This is a genomic window from Cupriavidus sp. 01L43 (assembly GCF_056399925.1).
In genome coordinates, this window is record NZ_JBFTSH010000010.1 from 110,646 (window position 1) to 135,252 (window position 24,607).

A 24,607-nucleotide genomic window follows, 5' to 3' on the forward strand; every position below is an offset into this window, starting at 1 on the left:
AGAATGACGATGACCGAGACCCGACGCCGCACCGACGTGATCCAGCATGTGCCGTTCGAGCATGCCGGTGTGATTGCGAATGCCGTGCGCGACCGCGGGCACGAGATCCGCGTGTTCCAGGCCGGCGTGGACGACCTGACGCTGGTCGCGGCCGATCCGGCGGACCTGCTGGTGGTGCTGGGCGGGCCGATCGGGGTCTATGAAACCGAGGCCTATCCGTGGCTGGAGGCCGAGATCGCGGTGATCCGCGAGCGGCTCGGCACGCGGCGGCCGATGATCGGCGCCTGCCTTGGCGCGCAGCTGATCGCGGCGGCATCTGGCGCGCGCGTCTATCCGGGCACGCGCGAGATTGGCTGGGGGCCGGTTACGCCGACCGAGGCCGGCCTGCGCTCGCCACTCGCGGCGCTGGCGGACGCCGACTGGCAGGTGCTGCACTGGCACGGCGACACCTTCGACCTGCCGGCTGGCGCCGAACTGCTGGCCTCCACGGCCGGCACGCCGCATCAGGCGTACGCGATCGGCCAGCACGTGCTGGCGCTGCAATTCCACCCCGAGGTGCTGCCCGGCGACATCGAGACCTGGCTGATCGGCCATACCGTGGAACTGGCCAAGGCCGGCATCGACCCGCGCACCATCCGCCGCCGCACCGCCGAGATCGGCGCCACCGTGGCCGCCGCCGGGGAGCGCATGTTCATGCGCTGGCTCGACGAGGCCGGGCTGTGACCGTGCCGGACATCGATATCGCCATCGACGCCTTGCTCGCGGGCAAGGTGCGCGCGTTCGGCCCGAAGGGGGTGCCGAGCGGCATCGACAAGCAGTTGCAGGACGGCCCGCTGCGTGTGACCACGCTCGGGCTGGCTGGGGACGAGCAGGGCGATCCGCGCCATCACGGCGGCCCGGAAAAGGCCGTCCATCACTATCCGCGCGATCACTACCCGGCCTGGGCGGCGGAACTGGCGCGGGAAGATGGCGTGACCGATGTCCTGTCGCGCCCCGGTGCCTTCGGCGAGAACCTGAGCACCCGGGGTTTGACGGAAGCGGACGTGTGCATCGGCGACCAGTTCCGGCTCGGTTCGGCGCTGGTGGAGGTCTCGCAGGCGCGCCAGCCATGCTGGAAGCTCAATCACCGCTTTGGCTACGCGGGCATGTCGCGCGCGGTGCAGCAGAGCCAGCGCACGGGCTGGTATTACCGGGTGATCGAGGAAGGCGAGGTACGCGCCGGGGACCGGCTGGTGCTGGCCGCACGGCCTTATCCGCAATGGAGCCTGCAGCGGCTGCTGCACGTGCTCTATGTCGACCGGCTCAACCATGCAGCGCTGGCCGAGATGGCGGAACTGGCGCCGCTGGCGGAAAGCTGGCGAAAACTCGCCCGCGAGCGCGTAGCGCGGCGCGAAGTCGAGGATATGGAGAAGCGGCTGACCGGGGTCATCCCCGGATGCCTCAGCCCTGGCTGAAGCGGCGCGCAGTGCCCTCGCGCGTGATGCGGTCCCAGATCACCTGCTTTTCGGCATCGGAGTAGAACACCCAGTTACTGACCTCGACGGCGGTGCGGCCGCAACCCTGGCAGATCTCATCGAACAAGGTGGAGCAGATGCCGATGCAGGGGCTGTCGGGCCGGTCACTGAGACCTTGGGCTTCGGTAATGTCGGACGGTTCGGCAGGCATGCAGGGGTGGGGCGGGGACGGCTGGAACGATTGGGGGGCCATTATACCGGCCGGCGCCCCGGCGGCTTGGTGTGCCGCAGGAGGCTCAGGAGGTTCAACTACCCCTCAGGTCATTGAGCGAATGGGCGGGGCCGGCTAGGCTGGGTGGAATCGAATTCGTCCCATGCCGTATGTTCTGGAGCCTTCCTATGCCTGAATCGACTGTGGACCCGCGCCTGGCCGCGATGGTGGCGTCCGTCCTGATGGAATCGCCGGTGGCGCGCACGCTGGGCATCCGCCTGGATGCACTGGCGGTGGACCGCGTGGAGCTGGTGCTGCCGTTCAGCCCGAACAACGTCACGGTGCGGAAGGTGGTGCATGGCGGGGTGATCGCCACGCTGATCGATGTGGCCGGCGCGGCGGCTGCGTTCTCGAACGTGGATCTGGAGGTGGTACGCGGCGGCGCCACCGGGGCGCTGTCGATCCAGTACCTGGCGCCCGCCGATGGCGTGGCGTTACGCGCGGTAGCGGAGGTGATCCGTCGGGGCAAGCGGCAAGTGTCGCTCGAGGTGTCGGTCTACGCCGACGGTGCTAACGAGGGGCCGCTGGTGGCCAAGGCGCTGATGACGACGGCGCTGTTCTGAAGGGGCGAGGGGCGGTGCGGATGCCCCCTCCCGCGGGCGGGAAGGGGCGGGGGACATCAATACTTCCAGAACATCTGCTGCAGCGCCTTGGGGTCGTTGGTCTTGGTCAGCGCCAGCGCCATCAGGATGCGTGCCTTTTGCGGCAGTTGGTCGTCGGTGACAATCCAGTCGTACTTGTCGTCCGGCTGCTCGGCGTTGCGCACTACCACGCCGCTGCCCGTGCGGGAGGCGCGCACGATCTGTACGCCCTTGGCTCGGGCCGCCTTGAGCGGTTCCACCATGTAGTCGCCCACGCTGCCGTTGCCGGTGGCGGCATAGACGATGGCCTTGGCGCCATTCTTCACTGCCGCGTCGATGCTGGCCGGGTTCACGTTGCCGTAGGCGTAGACCACAGCGACTTCGGGCAGCTTGTCGATCTTGTCGATATCGAACTCGGTCTGCGTGGTGTGCGGGCGCGCCAGCGTGCGGTAGTACAGCGTGCGGCCTTCCACCACATAGCCGAGCGGGCCGAACGGCGAGCGGAAGGTCTCGGTCTTGAACGTGTTGGTCTTGGTCACGTCACGGCCGGTGTGGATCTCGTCGTTCAGCACCACCAGCGTGCCCTTGCCGCGCGACTCGGGCCGGGAGGCCACCAGCACCGCGTCATACAGGTTCAGCGCGCCGTCTGCGCCCAGCGCCGTGCCCGGGCGCATCGAGCCGACCACTACCACGGGCTTGTCGCTCTTGAGCGTGAGGTTCAGGAAGTACGACGTTTCCTCGATCGTGTCCGTGCCGTGCGTGATGACGATGCCGTCCACGTCCGGCTGCTTCAGCAGTTCGGACACGCGCTTGCCCAACTTCAGCAGGCGCTCGTTGTTGAAGCTCTCCGAGCCGATCTGGAAGACCTGCTCGCCCTTGACGTTGGCGACCTTCGAAATCTCGGGCACCGAGGCGATGATCTTGTCCACCGGCACCACGGCCGACTGGTAGGCCGCTGTGTTGGTGGCCGATGCGCCTGCGCCGGCGATGGTGCCGCCCGTGCCGATGATGACCACGTTGGCCTTGCGCGCCTCGGCAGGGGCGGTAGTGGTGGTGGCCGGGTCAGCGCCCGGGGCCGGAGCCAGTTGCGCGTGGGCCAGGCCGGACATCAGCCCGGCGGACAGCAGCAGCGCGGCGATGGGTGTCGCCATCGGCTTGGCAAGCGATTTCAGGCAGGTACGTTGCATGATGCTCCTCATGTCGGCAGGTTCGGGCGTCTTGTGGAAGCGCCGCCCCGTGTCTTCGATTCATGGACTCCGTCCGGCGTCGGACGGAGCGAGCACTATACCCACCGGCGGCGGTTGCGTCGACAACCTCCATCGCCCGCAAACGTATGCCCCATAAGACAAAGCGGCATCCTCCCCGGGGGAAGGATGCCGCTTTTTAGAGGTATTACGAGTTGGGAGACGAGTCGGGCGAAACGGTCAGAACGCGTCGCCCGGCACGCGCACCCAGCCTTCCATCAGCACGCGTGCGCTGCGGCTCATGATGGCCTTGGTGACGGTCCACTGGCCATCGGCCTGGCTGGCCTGCGCGCCCACCCGCAGCGTGCCGGACGGGTGCCCGAAGCGCACCGCCTCGCGCTCGCCGCCGCCGGCTGCGAGGTTGACCAGCGTGCCCGGCACCGCCGCCGCCGTGCCGATAGCCACCGCCGCCGTGCCCATCATGGCGTGGTGCAGCTTGCCCATCGACAGCGCGCGCACCAGCAGGTCCACGTCGCCAGCGTTGACGGCCTTGCCGCTGGACGCCGTGTACGTGGCCGGCCGCGCCACGAACGCCACCTTCGGCGTGTGCTGGCGCCGTGCGGCCTCGTCGATGTCGCGGATCAGCCCCATGCGCTTTGCGCCGTAGGCCCGGATGGTCTCGAACATGGCCAGCGCCTTCGGGTCGCCGTTGATGGCGTCCTGCAGCTCGGTGCCGGTGTAGCCGATGGCGTCGGCATTGACGAAGATCGTCGGAATGCCGGCGTTGATCATCGTCGCCTTGAGCGTGCCCACGCCGGGCACCTCCAGGTCATCGACGAGGTTGCCGGTCGGGAACATCGCGCCGCCCCCATCCTCGCCTTCCTCGGCGGGGTCCATGAACTCCAACTGCACCTCGGCGGCGGGGAAGGTCACCCCGTCCAGTTCGAAATCGCCGGTTTCCTGCACCGCGCCGTCCGTTACCGGTACGTGCGCGACGATGGTCTTGCCGATATTGGCCTGCCAGATCCGCACGGTGACCACGCCGCTGCCGCTGCGCGGAATGCGCGCGGCATCGATGAAGCCGTTGCTGATGGCAAACGGCCCCACGGCGGCGGAGAGGTTGCCGCAGTTGCCGCTCCAGTCGATAAACGGCTGGTCGATCGACACCTGGCCGAACAGGTAGTCCACGTCGTGGTCCGGCCGCGTGCTGGCGCTGATGATGACCGTCTTGCTGGTGCTCGACGTGGCCGCACCCATGCCGTCGATCTGCTTGCCGTACGGGTCCGGGCTGCCGATGACGCGCATCAGCAGCTTGTCGCGCGCCGCGCCGGGCACGCGCGCGGCCTCGGGCAGGTCCTGCAGGCGGAAGAAGACGCCCTTGCTGGTGCCGCCACGCATGTAGGTGGCGGGAATCTTGACTTGCGCTACGTGAGTCATGCTTCGTCCAGTTTCCGGTGAATTCAAATCAAGCCGCGGCACGCGCCGATTCCAGGAAGTCCTGCGCGAACCGTTGCAGCACGCCGCCGGCCTCGTAGATCGACACTTCCTCGGCGGTGTCCAGCCGGCACTGCACCGGCACGTCCACGCGCTCGCCGTTCTTGCGATGGATGACCAGCGTCAGTTCGGCGCGCGGCTTGCGGGCGCCGACGATGTCGTACGTCTCCGTACCATCCAGGCCCAGCGTGGTGCGGTTCACCCCCGGCTTGAACTCCACCGGCAGCACGCCCATGCCAATCAGGTTGGTACGGTGGATGCGCTCGAAGCCCTCGGCCACGATGGCTTCCACGCCGGCCAGCCGCACGCCCTTGGCCGCCCAGTCACGCGACGAGCCCTGGCCATAGTCGGCCCCGGCCACCACGATCAGCGGCTGCTTGCGCTCCATATAGGTCTCGATGGCTTCCCACATGCGCACGACCTTGCCTTCCGGCTCGATCCGCGTCAGCGAACCCTTCTTGATCGTGCCATCGACCACGGCCATCTCGTTGATCAGCGTCGGGTTGGCGAAGGTGGCGCGCTGGGCGGTCAGGTGGTCGCCCCGGTGCGTGGCGTACGAGTTGAAGTCTTCCTCGGGCAGGCCCATCTTCGCCAGGTACTCGCCAGCCGCGCTGTTCAGCATGATCGCGTTCGATGGCGACAGGTGGTCCGTCGTGATGTTGTCGCCCAGCACTGCCAACGGCCGCATGCCGCGCAGCGTGCGCTCGCCGGCCAGCGCGCCTTCCCAGTACGGCGGACGGCGGATGTAGGTGCTCTGGGCGCGCCAGTCGTAGAGCGGGCTCACGGCCTCGCCCTGGTCCACCGAAATGGCGAACATCGGCTCGTAGACCTTGCGGAACTGCTCCGGCTTCACGCTCTTGGCGACGATCTCGTCGATTTCCTCGTCGCTCGGCCAGATGTCCTTCAGGTAGATCGGCTTGCCGTCGGCGTCCTTGCCCAGCGCATCGCGCTCGATGTCGAAGCGGATCGTGCCAGCGATGGCGTAGGCCACCACCAGCGGCGGCGAGGCCAGGAACGCCTGCTTGGCGTACGGGTGGATGCGGCCGTCGAAGTTGCGGTTGCCGGACAGCACCGCCGTGGCGTACAGGTCGCGGTCGACGATTTCCTTCTGGATCACCGGATCGAGCGCGCCGGACATGCCGTTGCAGGTGGTGCAGGCGAACGCGACGATGCCGAAGCCGAGCTTTTCGAGATCGGGCAGCAGCTTGGCTTCCTCGAGATACAACTCGACCGCCTTCGAGCCCGGCGCCAGCGACGACTTGACCCACGGCTTGCGCGTCAGCCCGCGCGCGTTGGCATTGCGGGCCAGAAGTGCCGCCGCAATCACGTTGCGCGGGTTGCTGGTGTTGGTGCAGCTCGTAATGGCGGCGATGATGACGGCACCGTCGGGCATCTGGCCCGGCACGTCATCCCACTGGCCGGCGATGCCGCGCGCGGCCAGGTCGGACGTCGGCAGCCGCTTGTGCGGGTTCGACGGGCCGGCCATGTTGCGGACCACGGTGGACAGGTCGAAATGCAGCGTGCGCTCGTACTCGGCGTTGGCCAGCGAGTCGGCCCACAGGCCGGCCGTCTTCGCGTAGGTTTCCACCAGCGCGACTTGCGCGTCTTCCCGGCCGGTCAGGCGCAGGTAGGACAGCGTCTGCTCATCGATATAGAACATCGCGGCCGTGGCGCCGTATTCGGGGGCCATGTTCGAGATGGTCGCGCGGTCGCCCAATGTGAGGCTGGTGGCACCTTCGCCACGGAATTCCAGATAGGCACCGACCACCTTTTCCTTGCGCAGGAACTCGGTCAGGGCCAGCACGATGTCGGTGGCGGTAATGCCGGGCTGGCGCTTGCCAGACAGCTCCACGCCGACGATGTCAGGCAGGCGCATCCACGAGGCGCGGCCCAGCATCACGTTCTCGGCCTCCAGGCCGCCCACGCCGATGGCGATCACGCCCAGCGCGTCCACGTGCGGCGTGTGGCTGTCCGTGCCCACCACGGTATCGGGGTAGGCCAGGCCTTGCTCGGCGTGGATCACCGGCGACATCCGCTCCAGATTGATCTGGTGCATGATCCCGTTGCCCGGCGGGATGACGTCCACGTTGCGGAACGCCTTCTTGGTCCAGTTGATGAAATCGAAACGGTCTTCGTTGCGTCGGTCTTCGATGGCGCGGTTCTTGGTGAACGCATCGGGATCGAAGCCGCCGCATTCCACGGCGAGCGAGTGATCGACGATCAGTTGCACCGGCACCACCGGGTTGACCAGCGCGGGGTCGCCGCCCTGGTCGGCAATGGCATCGCGCAGGCCGGCCAGGTCCACCAGCGCGGTCTGGCCCAGGATGTCGTGGCAGACCACGCGTGCGGGGAACCACGGGAAGTCCAGTTCGCGCTTACGCTCGATCAGTTGTTGCAGCGAGGCGGTCAGCGTGGACGGGTCGCAGCGGCGCACGAGATTCTCGGCCAGCACGCGCGAGGTGTAGGGCAGCTTGTCATAGGCGCCCGGGTGGATGGCTTCCACGGCGGCGCGCGCGTCGAAGTAGTCCAGTTTGGTGCCGGGCAGCGGCTTGCGGTAGGCAGTGTTCATGGCGTGGGGTGGTTATGGAGCGTCCGTGGCGGGCGGCGCGGGGCAGGGGCCCCGCGCGGCACCGGTCAGCGCTTCTCGATCGGCACGAACTTGAGGTTCTCGGGCCCCGTGTAGTTGGCGCTCGGGCGGATGATCTTGTTGTCGATCCGCTGCTCGATGATGTGCGCGGCCCAGCCCGAGGTGCGGGCGATGACGAACAGCGGCGTGAACATCGCCGTCGGCACGCCCATCATGTGGTAGCTCACGGCGCTGAACCAGTCGAGGTTCGGGAACATCTTCTTGGCATCCCACATCACCGTTTCCAGGCGCTCGGCGATGCTGAACATCTTGGTCGAGCCGGCGTCCTTCGACAGCTTGCGCGCCACTTCCTTGATCACCTGGTTGCGCGGGTCGCCCGTGGTGTACACCGGGTGGCCGAAGCCGATCACGACTTCCTTGTTCTCCACGCGGCGGCGCACGTCGGCCTCGGCTTCGTCCGGGGTGTCGTAGCGCTTCTGGATCTCGAACGCCACTTCATTGGCGCCGCCATGCTTCGGGCCGCGCAGCGCGCCGATGGCGCCACAGATCGACGAATGCATGTCCGAACCCGTACCGGCGATCACGCGCGCGGTGAAGGTGGAGGCGTTGAACTCGTGCTCCGCGTAGAGGATCAGCGACGTTTGCATCGCGCGTTCCCACAGCTTGGACGGCGCCTTGCCGTGCAGCAGGTGCAGGAAGTGGGCGCCGATGGAGTCATCGTCCGTTTCCACCTCGATGCGGCGGCCGTTGTGGCTGTAGTGGTACCAGTACAGCAGCATCGAGCCGAGGCTGGCCATCAGCTGGTCGGCGATGTCGCGCGCGCCCGGCGTGTTGTGGTCGTCCTTCTCGGGCAGCACGTTGCCGAGGACCGACACGCCCGTGCGCATCACATCCATCGGGTGGGCGCTGGCCGGGACCCATTCCAGCGCCGCCTTGACGTTGGCGGGCAGGCCGCGCAGGGACTTCAGCTTGGCCTTGTAGGCGGCCAGTTCGGCCTTGGTCGGCAGCTTGCCGTGCACCAGCAGGTGGGCGATTTCCTCGAATTCGCAGGTATCGGCGATGTCCAGGATGTCGTAGCCGCGATAGTGCAGGTCATTGCCGCTGCGGCCCACGGTGCAAAGCGCGGTATTCCCCGCGGTCACGCCGGACAGGGCGACGGACTTCTTGGGCTTGGGCGTGGCGAGCGGTTGAGCTTCGGACATTGTGGGTCTCCTTGTTGGTCTGGGTGCTGATGGGTACTGATGGGTGCAGATCGTTGTAGATCGAAGCGGATGGTGTCGGGCGGGCTGGCTTACTTGGCCTTGCCCTGCGCGAACAGCGCGTCGAGCTTCTGCTCGTAATCATGGTAGCCGATGCGCTCGTACAGTTCGGCTCGGGTCTGCATGGTGCTGACGACGTTCTTCTGGGTGCCGTCGCGGCGGATGGCCTCGTACACGTTCTCGGCGGCCTTGTTCATGGCGCGGAAGGCGGAGAGCGGGTAGAGCGACATCGCCACGCCCACGCTGCGCAGATCGTCGAGCGTGAAATACGGGGTGGCGCCGAACTCGGTCAGGTTGGCCAGCACCGGCACGCGCACGGCATCGACGAAACGGCGGTACATGTCGAGGTCGGTCATGGCTTCGGGGAAGATGGCGTCGGCGCCGGCTTCCGCGCAGGCCACGGCACGTTCGATGGCCTTGTCGAGGCCTTCCACGGCCAGCGCGTCGGTGCGGGCCATGATGACGAAGTTCTCGTCCGTGCGGGCGTCGACGGCGGCCTTGATGCGATCGACCATTTCGCCCTGGGTGACGATTTCCTTGCCCGGACGGTGGCCGCAGCGCTTGGCGCCAACCTGGTCCTCGATGTGCATCGCGGCGGCGCCGAACTTGATCAGCGAGCGCGTGGTGCGGGCCACGTTGAAGGCGGAGGCGCCGAAGCCGGTATCCACGTCCACCAGCAGCGGGGTGTCGCAGACGTCGGTGATGCGGCGTATGTCGGTCAGTACGTCATCCAGGTTGGAAATGCCCAGGTCAGGCAGGCCGAGCGAGCCCGCGGCCACGCCGCCACCGGACAGGTAGATGGCGCGATAGCCCGCGCGCTTGGCCAGCAGCGCGTGGTTGGCGTTGATGGTGCCGGGAATCTGCAGCGGGCTTTCGTCGGCCAGGGCCTGGCGGAAGCGGGCGCCGGCGGAGCGGGCGAGTTCGGAGGCGGAAAAGGTCATGGGCGTGTGCTTGGAGTGTTCTGGAATGGCATTGAGAGCGGCCAGATAGAGCGCAAGGGGTGTGCCATGTGGTGGCTGGCTTCGCTGGATGGCCGTTCAGATAGATAGATATCGTTAATAAACAACTATCTACGCCGGTAATCTCAACCATCGCGTCAGGTCCGACATAGGCGCTTTCATCACATTCACATTTCAAATATGAAATGCAAGTCGTTCAGGATTGAAAGATCGAACCATCCCGCGCACAATGCAAACCGTCTACACGGCCGTTCCCATCATGAGTCTCCTGCCTTCCTCCGCGCCCCTCCACGCGCCCGCCATGCCGGCCGGCGGCCGTCCCCGCATCTGGGCGATGGGCATCAGCCGTCTCTCGCGCGCCTTCGCAGAATTGATCCCGGCCTACGCGGCCCGTGCGGAGTTCCGCATCGTCGGGCGGGCCTTCGAGGCCGCCGCCAGCGCCATCAACCGCGAGGTGCGGGAGGGTCGCGTCGATGTGGTGGTGGCGGGCGGCTCCAACGGTGCCTATCTGCGCCAGCATGTGGATGTGCCCGTGGTGCTGGTCAAGGTGACCGGCTTCGACGTGATGAGCGCGCTGGCCACGGCGCGTCGGATTTCGCCGAAGGTGGCGCTGGTCACCCATGCCTCGACCTACGCCGAAGTCGACGAATTCGTGCGCGCGTTCTCGCTCGACATCCCCCGCTACACCTATCTGACCGAGGATGACGCCACGGCACGTGTGCGGGCGCTCAAGGAAGAGGGCATCCGCGTGGTGGTGGGGCCGGGCATGGTGACCGACCTGGCCGACAAATACGGCCTGATGGGCGTTTTCCTATATTCGGGCAATGCGGTGCGGCTGGCGCTGGAGGATGCGATCGAGGCGGCGCGGCTGCGGCGTATCGAATCCACCCGGCGCGACTACGTGAATACGATCCTGGCCCACCTGAACGAAGGCGTGGCCGCCGTGGACACTGAAGGCCGCGTGCAGGCGTTCAATCCGGCCATGGAGCGGTTCCTCGGCACCCCGACCGGCGTGGCCGTAGGGCGCAAGCTGTCCACGCTGGCGCCGGGCCTCGCGCTCGACGCCGTGATGGAAAGCGGCACCCGCGAGCTGGAGGCCATCCACCGGCTGGGCGACCGCATGGTGGTGGTCAACCGCATTCCCATCGTCGGGGAAGCCGGCACCACGGGCGCGGTGCTGACCATTCAGGACGCCAACGCCATCCATCGCGCCGACCGCAACCTGCGCTCGCGCGCCCGCGCCCGCCCGGCCGGGGTGCGCTACAGCCTGGACGACCTGGCCGGCGCCTCCCCGGCGATGAGCGACCTGCGCGCGCTGGCCCGGCGCTACGCGCTGGTCGATTCCACGGTGCTGGTTGGCGGCGAGAGCGGCACCGGCAAGGAAGTGCTGGCGCAGGGCATGCACGACGCCAGTCCGCGCCGCGCTTTCCCGTTCATCGCCGTGAATTGCGCGGCGTTTCCCGAGTCGCTGCTCGAATCCGAACTGTTCGGCTACGAAGAAGGCGCGTTCACCGGCGCCCGGCGCGGGGGCAAGGCGGGCTTGTTCGAATCGGCCCACAACGGCACGTTGTTTCTCGACGAGGTGGGCGACATGCCGCCAGCGCTGCAAACCCGGCTGCTGCGCGTGCTCCAGGAAAAACAGGTGCTGCCGATTGGCGGCATCGAGGCCGTGCCGATCAATGTGCGCGTGATTGCCGCCACGCACCGGGACCTCGCCGCGCGGGTGCGTGAGGGCACCTTCCGCCAGGATCTCTACTACCGGCTCAACATCCTGCGCATTGAAATGCCGCCGCTGCGCGAGCGCGTGGCCGATCTGCCCGATCTCGCCGAACTGCTATACCGGCGCGCGCAGGAGCGGCTCGGCACCAAGGCCCCGCAGCGACTGCCCGCGACGGTGCGGGAGCGCCTGACCCGCTATGCCTGGCCCGGCAATATCCGTGAGCTGGAGAACGTGACGGAGCGGATTGCCGTGCTCGTGGCCGGAGCCGAACTCCAGCCGGCGGCGTTGCAGCGCGAGCTGCAGGCGGCTGTGCCGGAGCTGTTTTCTTCGGAGAACGGCGAGGGGGTGTCAAGGATGCCGATGGAGATGGAGATGGCGATGCTGACCGCGCCATCGGAAGAGAGCCGCTCGCTGGCCGGCGTGGCCAAGGCGAGCCAGGCGGAGCACATCCGCCGGGTGCTGGCCGAATGCGGCGGCAATCGGACGGCCGCCTGTGCCCAGCTTGGGATCAGTGCCACCACGCTCTGGCGTCGGCTGAAGGAGGGGTGATCAGAACATCGATCGGCCTCTTCGAATCTTAAATTTTTCAATTAACCGCCAGAATTTTGCACCACCACCGAAAGTCGGGCTCGCAGGGCAGGCGGTCGGTGAGTTAGTCACTCCTCAGCGGATCACACATCGTCCGCCAGCCGGACGCCCGTGAACTGCCAGCGCTGGTGCGGATAGAAGAAGTTGCGATAGCTGGCCCGGATATGGGATTCCGGCGTCACGCAGGATCCACCGCGCAGCACCATCTGGCTGCTCATGAACTTGCCGTTGTACTCGCCTACCGCGCCCGCGCTCGGGCGGAAACCGGGATAGGGCAGGAAGGCGCTGGCCGTCCATTCCCAGACATCGCCGAACATCTGGCGCAAGGCTCCCGAGGTGTTCTGCCGATCCGGCAGCGGCCGCAGCGTGCGGCCTTCCACGAAATTGCCGGTCGCCGATAGGTTGCGCGCCGCGTGCTCCCATTCGGCCTCGGTCGGCAGCCGGCGCTCGGCCCAGCGCGCGAAGGCGTCGGCCTCGAAGAAGCTCACGTGCGTGACTGGGCTGTCCGCATCCACCGGCTGCATGCCGCGCAGCGTCATCTGCCACCACGTGCCGTCGCGCTCTTCCCAGTACAGCGGCGCCTGGATGGCGTTGTCGCAGACCCAGCGCCAGCCATCGGAAAGCCACAGCCCGGCCGTCTGGTAGCCGCCGTCCTCGATGAATTCGAACCATTGATGGTTGCTGACCGGATGCGAGGACAGCGCATACGGCTGCAGCAGCACGTTATGGCGCGGGGTTTCGCAATCGAACGCGAAGTCATCGCCGGCATGGCCGATGGCCACCACGCCGCCCGAGAACTTCAGCCACTCCGGCGCCGGGCGCGGATCGGCGATGACCGGCGCGGTCAGCGCGGGCGCATATGCCGGACGCAGCGGATTCTGGGCGAACAGATGCAGGATGTCGGTCAGCAGCAGTTCCTGGTGCTGTTGCTCGTGATTGAGGCCGAGCGTGACCAGCGCGGCTTCCGCGTCGGTCTGGGCGTCGGTCAGCAGCGAGAGCATGGATTCGTCCACGGCTTCCCGATAGGCCAGGATCTCGTCCAGCGACGGCCGCGTCAGCAGCCCCCGGCGCGGACGCGGATGCCGCGCGCCGACTGCCTCGTAATAGGAGTTGAACAGGTAGCGATACTGCGGATCCACCGGCTCGTAGTCGGGGATGCGCGCGGCCAGCACGAATTCCTCGAAAAACCACGTCGTATGGGCCAGATGCCATTTGGCAGGACTGGCGTCGTCCATGGATTGCACGGTTGAATCGGCGTCGGAAATATCCGCCACCATGGCTTCCGTGGCGGCGCGCACGTGCCGGTACTGGCCGAGCAGGGCGGGCTCGTGCGGCGGATGATTGGCGGCGGCAGGCAACAGTGCAGAGGTCATGCAGGCTCCCAGGGACGACTCGGATGCGACGCGACGGCAGGCCGATGGGAATCGACCCGAATCCGACCCATGATAGACCCGTTCGCCCGGCGGAGCGAGCCGGGGGAAGGTGAGGCGGGCCGTAGGCCGATGCCTACACCCGGCGGCACGCGTGACGCACCGCCGCAAGGCCTGGACGCAAAAAAAGGGCCGCGCCCGGAAGGGCGCGGCCTGGAGGAAAAACCGGTGCCAAGGGAGGCGGCACCGTTACCACGGAGGAGCGGAAAGCAGTTCTGGCAGCAGATCAGGCAGCGGCGCGGGTGGCGTCGTTCAGCGCGGCGATGGCCGTGCGGGCGGCGCTCAGGCCAGCTTCGCGGCTGTCCGGGCCCATGGCCAGGCCGTGGGCGCGCACGATCGAGATGTCGGCGATGCCCAGGAAGCGCAGGACCGTATCGACGGTGATTTCATGCAGATCCAGCGCGTCGGCGTTCTGGCGTACGCCACCACGGGACGACACCACGATGGCGCGCTTGCCCTTGAGCAGGCCTTCCGGGCCGGCTTCGGTGTAGCGGAAGGTGCGGCCAGCTTGTGCCACGCGGTCGATCCACGCCTTGAGCTGGCTCGGGATGCCAAAGTTGTATTGCGGTGCGCCAATCACGACGACGTCGGCAGCCAGCAGTTCGGCCAGCCAGGCTTCGGTGCGATCCAGTTCGGCTTGCTGCACGGCGTTCAGGCCATCCTTCGGGCCGCCCAGCACGGGCAGCAGGTTGCCGGTCAGGTGGGCCGGGGCGTCCTGGTCCAGGTCACGCACGGTCACCTTGGCGCCGGGGTTCTTGGCGACCAGGTCGGCCACCACGCTGGCGGTCAGCGAGCGCGAAACGGAGTTGTCACCAAGGACGCTGGAATCGATCTGCAGGATGTTCATGTCTTTCTCCACTAGGGTTCGGTTGGATGGAATGAACGATAGCGGCTGGGCATTGGTGCCGGTAGTGAGGCAAAATGCAAATAATTGTTCTACCTTCGCAACGACCTGCGTCCTCAACGCCCCCAATCGCGGCCATCGCCTCACCGGAGACCCGGATGCAAGACCTCAATGACCTGTCGCTGTTCGCCCAGGTGGTACAACACGGCAGCTTCTCGGCCGCTAGCCGCGCCAGCGGCGTGCCGAAGTCGCGGCTTTCCCGCCGCATTGCCCAGCTGGAGCGCGACCTGGGCGTCCAGTTGCTGCGCCGGACTACACGTCAGGTGCGCGTAACGCCACTCGGCGAGCAGTACTACGCCCGCTGCCGGGACATGCTCCAGGCCGCCGAAGCTGCGCGGGAAGTGATCGAACATGCCCGCGAGCAGCCGGGAGGATCGCTGCGCATCAGCTGCCCGGTGGCCATCGCCCAGATCCTGCTCGCCCCGTGGATCGGCGGCTTCATGCGCGCCAACCCCGGCATCAAGCTGGAAATCGACGCCACCAACCGGCGCGTGGACGTGATCGGCGAGGGCTACGACCTGGCCCTGCGCGTGCGCGACGTGCTCGAGGACTCCAGCCTCGCCGTGCGTACCTTCGGCAAGGGCGAATTGCGGATGGTGGCCAGCCCGGCGCTGCTGGACAGCATCGGCCGCCCGCGCACCCCGCAGGCGCTGGAAGGCATGCCCGGCGTCGGCCAGCGGCCGCACGATGGCAAGTTCATCTKGACGCTGTTCGACAAAGCCGGCGAATCCGTCCATATCCAGTACGACCCCAAGCTCGTCTGCGACGAATTCGCGCTGCTGCGCGAGGCCGTGCTGGCCGGCGTGGGCGTGGCCATGCTGCCGGGCATGTATTGCCGCGACGAGATCGCGCGCGGCGACATGGAAGTCGTCCTGCCCCAGTGGGATTTGCCGATGGGCGTCCTCCATGCGGTGTTTCCGTCACGCAAAGGCGTGACGCCGCCGTTGCGCCGCTTCCTCGATTTCCTGGCCGAGGTACTGCCCGAGACCGCCCGCCGGGTGGGCATGATGACGACGGGCGTCATGCCGATGCACGCGGCGCCGCCTTTCGCGGCGCCTCCGCCGTTGGCCCCGTCTTCGACCATGCTTTCGCCCCCGAAGGACGAGCCCCAGCCCTGACCTCGCCATCTGGGCATTGCGCCTTTACCTTCACGCCGGTACACACTAAGGTACTTGTGCGGCGCCCCGGAGGGCGGGGGCCGTACCCCCGTTTCCAAACCAAGGGCAAGGAGGCGCAGCAATGAGTCGCACGCAAGGTTCGCAGGACCTGGGCAAGGCCGTTATCCGGATCGTGTTGGGCGTGTTGATCCTGCTCCACGGCATTGCCAAGCTGATGGCGGGACCCGGCTTCGTCATCCAGACGGTGACCCAGGCCGGGCTGCCTTCCTATGTGGCCTACGGGGTCTATATCGGCGAGGTGGTGGCGCCCATCCTGCTGATCATCGGCCTATGGACGCGGCCGGCGGCGCTGATCGTGGCCATCAACATGATCTTCGCGCTGGCGCTGGTGCATGCGGGCCAGCTCAATATGATCAACAAGAACGGCGGCTGGGAGCTGGAGTTGCAGGGCATGTTCCTGGCCAGCGCCATCACCGTGGCGCTGCTGGGCGCGGGCCGCCTCAGCGTGGGCGGCGTCGACGGCAAGTGGAACTGACACCATGCGCACCCAGCTTCCGACCCAGATCGTGAGCCGCGCCCGGGGCGTATTCGGCGCTGCGGCGCTTGCCGCACTCGCCGGCTGCGCCACCGGCCCGGATATCCGCACCGACTACAACCGCACGGCGGACTTCTCCGCCTATCGCACCTTTGGCTTCGTCGCCCGGCCCGGCACCGATCGACAGGGCTACGAGAGTCTGACCACGCAATATCTGAAGACGGCGGTCCAGCGCGAAATGACGGCGCGCGGCTATCGGTATACCCAGCAGTCGCCGGACCTGCTCGTCAACTTCAACGCGCGGCTGCGCCAGAAGGTGGTCAGCGACCCGGCGCCGATGCCGCCGCCCGGCTACATGGGTTACTACGCCTATCGCGGCGGCATGTACGGGCCGTGGCCGGGCTACGGCTTCTACAACGACACCTACGTGTATACAGAAGGCACGCTCAATATCGATCTGGTCGATGCCCGGAAGAACCAGTTGGTCTGGGAGGGCGTGGCGCAGGGCGATGCGAGCCGTGTCGATCCGCAGGACAGCCAGCCGGCGCTCGACGCCGTGGTCACTCAGATTTTCGCGAAATATCCGTTCCGGGCGGCGCCGTAAGGCCGGCCCATGCCGGCGCCGCGGCGAGGAAATCGTCCGGCGCCAGCGGGGCCGACCACAGATAGCCCTGTCCCAGATCGCAGCCAAGCGACGCCAGCGCCGCGCGCTGCGACACCGTTTCCACGCCTTCCGCCACGCATTCGCGCCCCAGGTCGCGCGCCAGCGCAATCACGTGCCGGCAGATCGCCGTACGCTGGTCGTCCCCATCCACATGTTTGACGAACGAGCGGTCCAGCTTGATCTGCGTGAATGGCAGATCCGCGAGTAATTTCAACGTGGCGATGCCCACGCCGAAGTCGTCGATCGCCACGCCATAGCCCAGCAGCCGCAACTGGTTGAGCGCCACGGACAGCGCCACGGTGTCCGGCACCGGGAATTCCTCGGTCAGTTCGATCACCAGTTGCCGGCGGGGCAGGCCGGCGGCGGCGACCATCGCGTCCAGCCTCGGCAGCGTCTCCGGCCGGCAAAGCGTGCGCGCCGAGGCGTTGACGCCCAGCACGATCTCCAGCCCGGCTGCGCGCAGGCGCCGATGCATGGCCAGGCAGGCATCAATCGCCATAAAGAGGATGGGGTCGGCGGCGTCGAGCATTTCCAGCCGGGCGATGAAACGGTCCGGCGGCACGTTGCCCAGCGTGGGATGGCGCCAGCGGCACAGCGCCTCGGCCCCCGCCAGCCGGCCCGTGGCGAGGGCGAACTGCGGCTGGAGCACGATGTGGAGGCCATCGGGCACGGCGGTGAGCAGGGTGGCATCGTCGGGCGTCGCCGCGTCCGGCCGCGCGCCATCGCCCCGGGCCGCCTCGGCCAGGATGCCAGCCAACTCGACCTGCTCCAGCGGTTTGCGCAGCGCGTGTACCGCACGCAGGCCGAGCGCTTCGGCCAGACGCTGGTGCGAATCGAGGATGTCGGCATCCTGCGCGGTCATCCAGACCCAGGCCGGTGCCGTGGCCGCAAAGGCCCGATCCCCGCGCCGCGCCAGCTCGGCCATCAGGCCCGGGCCGTTGAGCTGCGGCATCGCGATGTCGCAGAACACCACGTCGAACGATTGCGCGGAGAGCCGGTCCAACGCGGTCGCACCATCGTCGGCTTCCACGATCTGCGTCGCGCCGAGTGCGCGCAGCATGTCGGCGGCCACGGCGCGCTGGAATGCGTGGTCTTCCACCAGAAGAATGCGCAGCGTGGAAATCGGCGAAGTCATACGGAGAGGGGGAGGGGAGAAGAACGTTGCGGCGATGGTACTCCCGCGTCGTCGCTGGTCATGCAGAGTCAGAGAATCCTCTGATTTTTGGCAATTGGCCGGGATTGGCGCCATCCGGGGCGCTCAGACCCGCTACAATCGCTGCCCGTAGTTTTGACGTTTTCATATTCATCATGGGTCTGGGCTGGTTCGGATTGTCGACCTTCTGGCTGTTGCCGCTGGCATGGCGCACAGCAACGCGCGCGCTCGCCGGCGACCGCCGGCCGTTTGGTCGTGGCTCGCTGCGGGTGTGGCTGGGTACGCTGCTGGTGCTGGGCGCCAGCGCCACGCTGGAGTCCCTGACGGCGGCCGAAGGCGAGGGCGCCGGCGGCGCCGTGGGGCACGCGCTGGCGGGGCTGGCGTCGAACCTGCTGGGCTGGACCGGCGCGCTGCTGATGATGCTGGCCGTGCTGGGGCTGGCCGCACCGATGGTCTTTGGCGAAACGTGGCGCAGCCTGTTCCTGCTGCGCAAGCCGCGCGCGCAGGAAGATGCGCCGCGTCAGCCGGCACGTCCCGCCGCACGACCCGAGTCCCGGTCCGATGCCGGCGCATTCGCTGGCGCGGCAGCGTCGCCGTCGATGGCCGCTGGCCGCGAGGGGCTGGACCGTTGGGAAACCACGTCCCTGCCTACCCATAGCGCCGCCGGCTGGAGCCCCACGCCCCCGCGCACCAAGCAGATCGAAGCCGTCTCCGCACGCAAGCAGCCCGCATGGCAGCCGCCGCCGCGCACGCGCCAGTCGCCGCCGCAACCGGGCGAGATCTGGCTGCATCACGCCGATTCGCCCGGCGCTGTGAAGGCCGCGCCCGCCAAACCGGCGGCCGTGATGCCGCCGCCAGCCGCGAAGCCGGCGCCGATGTCGCCGGCCCGGGCCGGTGTACCCAACCCCGCTCCCACCCCTGCGCCACAAAAGCCCGCCGCGCCGCGCGCGACGGTGGTGAGCAGCCCGTTCCGCAATCCCGCGTTGGGCCTGCGCTCGGCCATCACCACGCTGCCGGAAGCCGCACAGGCTGCGACGGTAGCGGCGGCGGTGGCGGCGGCCCCGTCCGACGTGGCCGTCATGGAGCCGCCCGCCGTCACGGCGACGATGCCGATGGAGCCAGAAGTCGTGGCACGCGCGGAAGCCATCGTGAACGGGATCGACGATCTCGCCACAGTGGATACCGTGGATACTCCCGCGCCTGCTGCCGTACCCGCGACACCCGACGCACCCGTGACGATGGCCGCGATCCGCCAGGAGGCCTTGGAACTGCTGGCCGAACTGCGCGCGCTGGCGGGCCGGGCAGGGCAGGAAGCGGCGCCCGATGCAGTGGCAGAAACAGTGGCAGAAACAGTGGCAGAAACGCCCGTTGCCGAGCCAGAAGCGGTTGAAGAGCCCGTGGCGGCAGTGCTTGCCGAGCCGGAAGCCGCACCGGAGCCCATCGCTGAACCCCAACCCGAGCCAGAGCCGGAACCCGAACCCACGTTCTCCGTGGCAGACGCCGTGGCGTCGGCCGATTTCGTGATCGAGGCGCCCACGCCGTCACCGGCCGCCGCCGAGGCATCGGAAGACGACGCAAGCGACGACACCAGCGACGACGTCCCCCCCGCGTTCGACGCCAACACGCTGGTGCAGCCCGCGCCCAAGCCGCGCATCGTGCTGCCTGCGGTGGTCGGCCGGACCGTGCCGCTGACGCCGGCCGCTGCGCCTGTAGCAACCCCCGCCCCGGTCACCCCGCCGCCGCCCCGTATCGTGGACTATCGCCTCCCGAGCGCCGGTCTGCTCGAAGCGGCCGTCGAGAACGGCGAGGAAGTTTCCGAAGAACACCTGCGCGAAACGGGCGAACTGATCGCCCAGCGTCTGGCCGAGTTCAAGGTGCCGGTGTCGGTGGTCGGCGCCAGCGCCGGGCCGGTCATCACGCGCTTCGAGGTGGATCCGGCCATGGGCGTGCGTGGTGCACAGGTGGTGGGGCTGATGAAGGACCTCGCGCGCGCGCTCGGCGTGACGTCGATCCGCGTGGTGGAAACCATTCCCGGCAAGACCTGCATGGGGCTGGAGCTGCCCAATGCCAAGCGCCAGATGATCCGGCTGTCCGAGATCGTGGCCGGCGCGGCGTTCCAGGCGCATGCCTCGCGGCTGGTGCTGGCGATGGGCAAGGACATCACCGGCAACCCCGTGGTGACCGACCTCGCCCGCGCGCCGCACCTGCTGGTGGCCGGTACCACCGGCTCGGGCAAGTCCGTCGCGGTCAACGCGATGATCCTGTCGATGCTGTACAAGGCCACGCCGGAAGACGTGCGCCTGATCATGATCGACCCCAAGATGCTCGAACTGTCCGTGTACGAGGGCATTCCGCACCTGCTGGCGCCCGTGGTCACGGACATGAAGCAGGCCGCGCACGCGCTGAACTGGTGCGTGGGGGAGATGGAAAAGCGTTATCGGCTGATGTCCGCGCTCGGTGTGCGCAATCTGGCCGGCTACAACCAGAAGATCCGCGCGGCCGAGGCGGCCGGCGAGAAGGTGCGCAACCCGTTCTCGCTGACGCCGGACGCGCCCGAGCCGCTGTCCACGCTGCCGCTGATCGTGGTGGTAATCGACGAATTGGCCGACCTGATGATGGTGGCCGGCAAGAAGATCGAGGAACTGATCGCCCGACTGGCGCAGAAGGCGCGCGCCGCCGGTATCCACCTGATCCTGGCCACGCAGCGGCCGTCCGTGGACGTCATCACGGGCCTGATCAAGGCCAATATCCCGACGCGCGTGGCGTTCCAGGTGTCGTCGAAGATCGATTCGCGGACCATTCTCGACCAGATGGGCGCCGAAAGCCTGCTGGGGCAGGGCGACATGCTGTTCCTGCCGCCCGGCACCGGCTACCCGCAGCGCGTGCATGGCGCGTTCGTGGCGGACGACGAGGTGCACCGGGTGGTGGAGCACTGGAAGCAGTTCGGCGAGCCTGACTATGATGAAGCCATCCTGGCCGGCGACACGCCGGAAGGCGCCACCGACCTGTTTGGCGAGACCGGCGGCGAGGGCGAATCCGACCCGCTGTACGACGACGCGGCCTCGTTCGTGCTCAATTCGCGGCGGGCGTCGATTTCCGCCGTGCAGCGCCAGCTGCGCATCGGCTACAACCGTGCCGCACGGCTGATCGAGCAGATGGAAGCGGCGGGGCTTGTCTCGCCGATGGGCCGCAACGGCACGCGCGAGGTGCTCGCCCCGGGCGGACCCGAGTAACGCCCCGGCAGGCCGGGCGGAGGAAACCAGCGATGACACCGATCCACGGCAACCTGCTGCAAGACGTGCCGGCGAACGCGCCGGGCGAGGTGTTTACTGCGCTGACGCAGTGGCAGGGTGCCGGCGACGTGCGCATCGAGCGGATCGTCTCCAATGGGCAGGCCAGCCCGCCCGGTTTCTGGTACGACAACCCCGAGGACGAATGGGTGGTCGTGGTCAGCGGCAGCGGCGCGGTGGAGATCGATGCCGGCGCCACGCACACGCTGGGCGCCGGCGACTGGCTGCACCTGCCGGCCCATTGCCGCCACCGCGTGGCCTGGACCGACGCCGCCCAGCCGACGATCTGGCTGGCCGTGCATGTTGCACGCCAGCCCTCCGGCGACCAACCCCCCGGCCAATCCGCCAACCAGGCTGGCCCAACTTCCTGATCCACTGCCGTTATGATGTCGGGACATCCCCACGCGGAGCCCCGGCTTGCCTGCCTCGACCCAGCGTTTTCCCACCGCATTCCCGCTGCTCGTGGCGTGGATGGCGCTCATGGCGGCCCTGCTGTGCGCCCGCCCGGCCCAGGCCGAGCCGCTGCGCGTTGGCTCCAAGCGCTTCACCGAGTCGTACATCCTCGGTGAAATCCTGACCCAGACTGCCGCCGCTGCGCACAGCGAGGCGCGCCATCTGCCGGGCCTGGGCAACACCGCCATCGTCTTCGAGGCGCTCAAGGCGGGCAGCATCGACCTCTATCCCGACTACACCGGCACGCTGGCCGGCGAGATCCTGAAGCTGCCCCCCGGCGCCACGCTGGCCCAGATCAACGCGGCGCTGGCGCCGATGGGCCTTGGCGCGGGCATCCCGCTGGGCTTCGAGAATACCTATGCGATTGCGGTGGCCGACGCCCGCGCGGGCAATCTGCGCAAGCTGTCCGACCTCGCCGGCCAGCCCCGGCTGCGGCTTGGCCTGTCGCACGAGTTCCTGGGCCGGGCCGATGGCTGGCCGATGCTGGCGCAGCGCTATGGCCTGACGCAGCGGCCGGTCGGCATCGACCATGGCATTGCCTACGAGGCGCTGGCCGAGGGGCAGATCGACGCCACCGACATCTATTCCACCGACGCCAAGATCCGCAAATTCCACCTGCGCGTGCTGGAGGACGACAGGCATGTCTTTCCACCTTACGAAGCCGTGATCGTCTATCGGCTCGACGCGCCGCGCCGGCATCCGGCCGCATGGCAGGCGTTGCAGGGGCTGGCCGGCCGGATCAGCGTGACGGACATGATCGACATGAACGCGGCGGCCGAGATCGATGACGAGTCGTTCGCGGCCATCGCCCGGCGGTTCGTGGGCGGGGCGGGGGTCGCGTCGGCGGGGGAAAAGAAGGGCGACCGGCGCGATGGCCTCGGCGGGGTGCTCTGGAGCGCCGATACCTGGCGGCTGACCGTGCGGCATCTGTCGCTCGTCGGCGGCGCAGTAGGGGCGGCCACGCTGCTGGGCGTGCCGCTCGGGATTGTCGCGGCGCGCCGGCGCCGGCTCGGGCAGGCGGTGTTGGCCGTGGTGAGCGTGTTGCAGACGATTCCCTCGCTGGCCCTGCTGGCCATGCTGATCCCGCTGCTGGGCCAGATCGGCGTCTGGCCGGCCATGGTTGCGCTGTTCCTCTACGCGCTGCTGCCCATTGTCAGAAACACCTGTACTGGATTGCAACAAATCGCGCCGGGCATGCGGGATGCGGCGCGCGCGCTGGGCTTCCGGACCGGGCAGGTGCTGCGCTATGTGGAGTTGCCGCTGGCGATGCCGATCATCCTGGCCGGTGTGAAGACGGCCGCCATCATCAGCGTGGGCACGGCGACCATCGCCGCCTTCGTCGGGGCCGGCGGCTACGGCGAGCGGATCGCCACCGGTCTGGCGCTCAACGATTCCACGCTGCTGCTGGCCGGCGCCGTGCCGGCGGCGGTGCTGGCCCTCGTCATGCAGGGCGGCTTCGGGCTGGTGGAAGCCTACTGGGCCTGGCGTCGCCGCGCCTGAATCGTCGGGCTTCGTCGGCTATCGGCCGGCTTTCGCCAGTGTGCCCAGTGTCTTCACCGCAGCCTCGGCCGTCTCGTTCCAGGCGTGCCCGTAGTTGATCCGGATGCAGTGGCGAAAGCCCTGCCGCGCCGAGAACACCGGCCCCGGCGCAATGCCGATACCCGCCGCCCGGGCCGCCTGATGCAGCGCCAGCGCGTCGAAGCCTTCGCCCAACTCCACCCACAGGAAATAACCGCCGTCCGGCCGCGATACGCGTACATCGTCGGGGAAATACCGGCCAATGGCGTCGATCATTTGCCCCTGCTGCATTTCCAGCACATGGCGCAGCCGGCGCAGATGCTTGTCGTAGCTGCCATGGCGCAGGTATTCGGCCAACGCCAGCTGCGTGGGCACGCCGGCGGAGAGCGTAGTCATCAGCTTCAGATGGCGGATGGCCTCGCCGTAGCGCCCGGGCGCCACCCAGCCGATGCGGAAACCCGGCGCCAGCGTCTTCGAGAACGAACTGCAGTGCATCACGAGCCCTTCGGTGTCGAACGCCTTGGCCGGCAGCGGGCAGCGGTTGCCGAAGTACAGCTCGCCATAGACATCGTCCTCGATCAGCGGCACGCCGTGGCGCGCGAGCAGGGCCACCAGCGCGCGCTTGCGGTCCTCGGCCATGCTGGCGCCCATCGGGTTCTGGAACTGGGTCATGAACCAGCACGCCTTGATGCGATGGCGCCCGAGCGCGGCCTCCAGTGCGTCGAGATCGAGGCCATCCACGGGATCGACCGGAATTTCCACCGCCTTGAGCCGGAGCCGCTCCAGCGCCTGGAGCGCGGCGTAGAACCCCGGCGATTCAATGGCCACCACATCGCCCGGCTCGGTCACGGCCATCAGGCAGAGGTTCAGGGCGTCGAGCGCGCCGTTGGTGACGATGATGTCGTCCACCGGCTGCGGCGCGCCGGTGCCGAGGTAGCGCAGGCCGATCTGCTGCCGCAGCGCGGCATTGCCCGGCGGCAGGTCGTCCACGCTGTTCCACGGATCGAGTTCGCGGCCGGCGCGCGCCAGTGCCTTGCCCAGCCGCTCCCACGGGAACAGCTCGGGCGAGGGAAAGGCGGAGCCGAACTGCACCAGATCGCGCTCGCGCGCGCCGTCGAGCACGGAGAAGACCAGCCGGGAGACATCGACCTCGGTCGACACCTTCTGCGGCGCGTGCGCCCGGGGCGCCGGCAGCACGCGGGTGGCCGCGCCCGCCACGTAGTAGCCGGATCGCTCGCGCGCCCGCACCAGCCCGCGCTCCTCGAGCCGGTAGTAGGCCTGGAAGGCCGTGGACGGGCTCACGCCATACTGGGCCACGGTCTTGCGGATGGAGGGCAGGCGCGYGCCGGGCGGCAGCGTGCCGTTGCGGATGTCGGCGGCCAGTGTCTCGGCCAACGCTTCATAACGTTTCATGCTTTGGGAATCGGCGCAAATCTGATACGGTA

The 24,607-nt window shown here is 68.1% G+C and carries 20 protein-coding genes; 10 read left to right on the plus strand and 10 right to left on the minus strand.

Annotation, left to right across the window (positions count from 1 at the left end; translation table 11 throughout):
- Positions 1 to 9 precede the first annotated feature (9 nt).
- Together AC1DP9_RS17670 and AC1DP9_RS17675 are read left to right on the plus strand one after the other, a co-directional pair.
- Positions 10 to 723 (plus strand): glutamine amidotransferase, encoded by a 714-nt coding sequence (locus AC1DP9_RS17670; RefSeq protein ID WP_144195131.1) that lies wholly within the window; start codon positions 10 to 12, stop codon positions 721 to 723.
- Entirely contained in the window at positions 720 to 1,454 is a 735-nt protein-coding gene (locus AC1DP9_RS17675; RefSeq protein ID WP_477108049.1) for an MOSC domain-containing protein, read from the plus strand. Before AC1DP9_RS17670 ends, AC1DP9_RS17675 begins: the two co-directional genes overlap by 4 nt.
- Here AC1DP9_RS17675 and AC1DP9_RS17680 read toward each other — a convergent pair.
- Positions 1,441 to 1,665, minus strand: coding sequence for a DUF1289 domain-containing protein (locus AC1DP9_RS17680; protein ID WP_092297733.1), 225 nt, complete (start codon positions 1,663 to 1,665; stop codon positions 1,441 to 1,443). The two genes, AC1DP9_RS17675 and AC1DP9_RS17680, sit on opposite strands and share 14 nt — an antisense overlap.
- 188 nt (positions 1,666 to 1,853) lie before the next feature.
- Here AC1DP9_RS17680 and AC1DP9_RS17685 point away from each other — a divergent pair, with 188 nt between their 5' ends.
- Entirely contained in the window at positions 1,854 to 2,288 is a 435-nt protein-coding gene (locus AC1DP9_RS17685; RefSeq protein ID WP_092297739.1) for a PaaI family thioesterase, read from the plus strand.
- Between the two features lie 56 nt (positions 2,289 to 2,344).
- Here the strand turns inward: AC1DP9_RS17685 and AC1DP9_RS17690 are convergent, their stop codons facing one another.
- The 5 genes from AC1DP9_RS17690 to prpB all read right to left on the minus strand — a co-directional run bounded on the left by AC1DP9_RS17690 (position 2,345) and on the right by prpB (position 9,771).
- Positions 2,345 to 3,493, minus strand: coding sequence for an asparaginase (locus tag AC1DP9_RS17690; RefSeq protein WP_255370909.1), 1,149 nt, complete (start codon positions 3,491 to 3,493; stop codon positions 2,345 to 2,347).
- 237 nt (positions 3,494 to 3,730) lie between these two features.
- Positions 3,731 to 4,927 (minus strand): 2-methylaconitate cis-trans isomerase PrpF, encoded by a 1,197-nt coding sequence (prpF, locus tag AC1DP9_RS17695; protein ID WP_477108050.1) that lies wholly within the window; start codon positions 4,925 to 4,927, stop codon positions 3,731 to 3,733.
- 28 nt (positions 4,928 to 4,955) lie between these two features.
- Positions 4,956 to 7,553, minus strand: a complete 2,598-nt coding sequence (acnD, locus tag AC1DP9_RS17700) for a Fe/S-dependent 2-methylisocitrate dehydratase AcnD (protein ID WP_477108051.1) — start codon at positions 7,551 to 7,553, stop codon at positions 4,956 to 4,958.
- A gap of 65 nt (positions 7,554 to 7,618) precedes the next feature.
- Entirely contained in the window at positions 7,619 to 8,773 is a 1,155-nt protein-coding gene (gene prpC / locus AC1DP9_RS17705) for a bifunctional 2-methylcitrate synthase/citrate synthase (protein ID WP_092297748.1), read from the minus strand.
- A gap of 89 nt (positions 8,774 to 8,862) precedes the next feature.
- Complete coding sequence (gene prpB, locus AC1DP9_RS17710; RefSeq protein WP_441590839.1) at positions 8,863 to 9,771, minus strand: methylisocitrate lyase; 909 nt, start codon at positions 9,769 to 9,771, stop codon at positions 8,863 to 8,865.
- A 352-nt stretch (positions 9,772 to 10,123) separates the two neighbouring features.
- Here prpB and prpR point away from each other — a divergent pair, with 352 nt between their 5' ends.
- Positions 10,124 to 12,058: a propionate catabolism operon regulatory protein PrpR gene (gene prpR, locus AC1DP9_RS17715; protein WP_477108110.1), complete on the plus strand. Its 1,935-nt coding sequence runs from the start codon at positions 10,124 to 10,126 to the stop codon at positions 12,056 to 12,058.
- Positions 12,059 to 12,180: 122 nt separating this feature from the next.
- On the opposite strand, the gene egtB is transcribed toward prpR, so the two are convergent.
- Positions 12,181 to 13,470, minus strand: coding sequence for an ergothioneine biosynthesis protein EgtB (egtB, locus tag AC1DP9_RS17720; protein WP_092297757.1), 1,290 nt, complete (start codon positions 13,468 to 13,470; stop codon positions 12,181 to 12,183).
- A 283-nt stretch (positions 13,471 to 13,753) separates the two neighbouring features.
- Complete coding sequence (locus tag AC1DP9_RS17725) at positions 13,754 to 14,374, minus strand: FMN-dependent NADH-azoreductase (protein ID WP_092297759.1); 621 nt, start codon at positions 14,372 to 14,374, stop codon at positions 13,754 to 13,756.
- Positions 14,375 to 14,529: 155 nt separating this feature from the next.
- Between AC1DP9_RS17725 and AC1DP9_RS17730 the strand changes: the two genes are divergently transcribed.
- The 3 genes from AC1DP9_RS17730 to AC1DP9_RS17740 all read left to right on the plus strand — a co-directional run bounded on the left by AC1DP9_RS17730 (position 14,530) and on the right by AC1DP9_RS17740 (position 16,688).
- On the plus strand, positions 14,530 to 15,549 hold the full coding sequence (locus AC1DP9_RS17730) for a LysR substrate-binding domain-containing protein (RefSeq protein ID WP_477108052.1): 1,020 nt from the start codon (positions 14,530 to 14,532) through the stop codon (positions 15,547 to 15,549).
- A gap of 121 nt (positions 15,550 to 15,670) precedes the next feature.
- On the plus strand, positions 15,671 to 16,084 hold the full coding sequence (locus AC1DP9_RS17735) for a DoxX family protein (RefSeq protein WP_477108053.1): 414 nt from the start codon (positions 15,671 to 15,673) through the stop codon (positions 16,082 to 16,084).
- Between the two features lie 4 nt (positions 16,085 to 16,088).
- Positions 16,089 to 16,688, plus strand: a complete 600-nt coding sequence (locus AC1DP9_RS17740; RefSeq protein WP_477108054.1) for a DUF4136 domain-containing protein — start codon at positions 16,089 to 16,091, stop codon at positions 16,686 to 16,688.
- On the opposite strand, the gene AC1DP9_RS17745 is transcribed toward AC1DP9_RS17740, so the two are convergent.
- Positions 16,645 to 17,883 carry an EAL domain-containing response regulator gene (locus tag AC1DP9_RS17745; RefSeq protein ID WP_477108055.1) on the minus strand — a complete coding sequence of 413 codons (1,239 nt, stop codon included), beginning with the start codon at positions 17,881 to 17,883 and terminating at the stop codon, positions 16,645 to 16,647. The two genes, AC1DP9_RS17740 and AC1DP9_RS17745, sit on opposite strands and share 44 nt — an antisense overlap.
- A 173-nt stretch (positions 17,884 to 18,056) precedes the next feature.
- Between AC1DP9_RS17745 and AC1DP9_RS17750 the strand changes: the two genes are divergently transcribed.
- The 3 genes from AC1DP9_RS17750 (at position 18,057) to AC1DP9_RS17760 (ending at position 23,144) form a co-directional block, all read left to right on the plus strand.
- On the plus strand, positions 18,057 to 21,134 hold the full coding sequence (locus AC1DP9_RS17750) for an FtsK/SpoIIIE family DNA translocase (protein ID WP_477108056.1): 3,078 nt from the start codon (positions 18,057 to 18,059) through the stop codon (positions 21,132 to 21,134).
- A gap of 32 nt (positions 21,135 to 21,166) precedes the next feature.
- Positions 21,167 to 21,562, plus strand: coding sequence for a cupin domain-containing protein (locus AC1DP9_RS17755; RefSeq protein ID WP_477108057.1), 396 nt, complete (start codon positions 21,167 to 21,169; stop codon positions 21,560 to 21,562).
- Positions 21,563 to 21,662: 100 nt separating this feature from the next.
- Complete coding sequence (locus AC1DP9_RS17760) at positions 21,663 to 23,144, plus strand: ABC transporter permease/substrate-binding protein (protein WP_477108111.1); 1,482 nt, start codon at positions 21,663 to 21,665, stop codon at positions 23,142 to 23,144.
- An 18-nt stretch (positions 23,145 to 23,162) separates the two neighbouring features.
- On the opposite strand, the gene AC1DP9_RS17765 is transcribed toward AC1DP9_RS17760, so the two are convergent.
- Positions 23,163 to 24,575 carry an aminotransferase-like domain-containing protein gene (locus AC1DP9_RS17765; protein WP_477108058.1) on the minus strand — a complete coding sequence of 471 codons (1,413 nt, stop codon included), beginning with the start codon at positions 24,573 to 24,575 and terminating at the stop codon, positions 23,163 to 23,165.
- Positions 24,576 to 24,607 lie beyond the last annotated feature (32 nt).

Excerpts from the sequence above, each read along its gene's own strand:
- AC1DP9_RS17670 (WP_144195131.1), top strand. The coding sequence starts at position 10 with ATGACCGAGACCCGACGCCGCACCGACGTGATCCAGCATGTGCCGTTC.
- AC1DP9_RS17680 (WP_092297733.1), bottom strand. The coding sequence starts at position 1,665 with ATGCCTGCCGAACCGTCCGACATTACCGAAGCCCAAGGTCTCAGTGAC.
- AC1DP9_RS17685 (WP_092297739.1), top strand. The coding sequence starts at position 1,854 with ATGCCTGAATCGACTGTGGACCCGCGCCTGGCCGCGATGGTGGCGTCC.
- AC1DP9_RS17690 (WP_255370909.1), bottom strand. The coding sequence starts at position 3,493 with ATGCAACGTACCTGCCTGAAATCGCTTGCCAAGCCGATGGCGACACCC.
- prpF (WP_477108050.1), bottom strand. The coding sequence starts at position 4,927 with ATGACTCACGTAGCGCAAGTCAAGATTCCCGCCACCTACATGCGTGGC.
- acnD (WP_477108051.1), bottom strand. The coding sequence starts at position 7,553 with ATGAACACTGCCTACCGCAAGCCGCTGCCCGGCACCAAACTGGACTAC.
- prpC (WP_092297748.1), bottom strand. The coding sequence starts at position 8,773 with ATGTCCGAAGCTCAACCGCTCGCCACGCCCAAGCCCAAGAAGTCCGTC.
- prpB (WP_441590839.1), bottom strand. The coding sequence starts at position 9,771 with ATGACCTTTTCCGCCTCCGAACTCGCCCGCTCCGCCGGCGCCCGCTTC.
- prpR (WP_477108110.1), top strand. The coding sequence starts at position 10,124 with ATGGGCATCAGCCGTCTCTCGCGCGCCTTCGCAGAATTGATCCCGGCC.
- egtB (WP_092297757.1), bottom strand. The coding sequence starts at position 13,470 with ATGACCTCTGCACTGTTGCCTGCCGCCGCCAATCATCCGCCGCACGAG.
- AC1DP9_RS17725 (WP_092297759.1), bottom strand. The coding sequence starts at position 14,374 with ATGAACATCCTGCAGATCGATTCCAGCGTCCTTGGTGACAACTCCGTT.
- AC1DP9_RS17735 (WP_477108053.1), top strand. The coding sequence starts at position 15,671 with ATGAGTCGCACGCAAGGTTCGCAGGACCTGGGCAAGGCCGTTATCCGG.
- AC1DP9_RS17740 (WP_477108054.1), top strand. The coding sequence starts at position 16,089 with ATGCGCACCCAGCTTCCGACCCAGATCGTGAGCCGCGCCCGGGGCGTA.
- AC1DP9_RS17745 (WP_477108055.1), bottom strand. The coding sequence starts at position 17,883 with ATGACTTCGCCGATTTCCACGCTGCGCATTCTTCTGGTGGAAGACCAC.
- AC1DP9_RS17750 (WP_477108056.1), top strand. The coding sequence starts at position 18,057 with ATGGGTCTGGGCTGGTTCGGATTGTCGACCTTCTGGCTGTTGCCGCTG.
- AC1DP9_RS17755 (WP_477108057.1), top strand. The coding sequence starts at position 21,167 with ATGACACCGATCCACGGCAACCTGCTGCAAGACGTGCCGGCGAACGCG.
- AC1DP9_RS17760 (WP_477108111.1), top strand. The coding sequence starts at position 21,663 with ATGGCGCTCATGGCGGCCCTGCTGTGCGCCCGCCCGGCCCAGGCCGAG.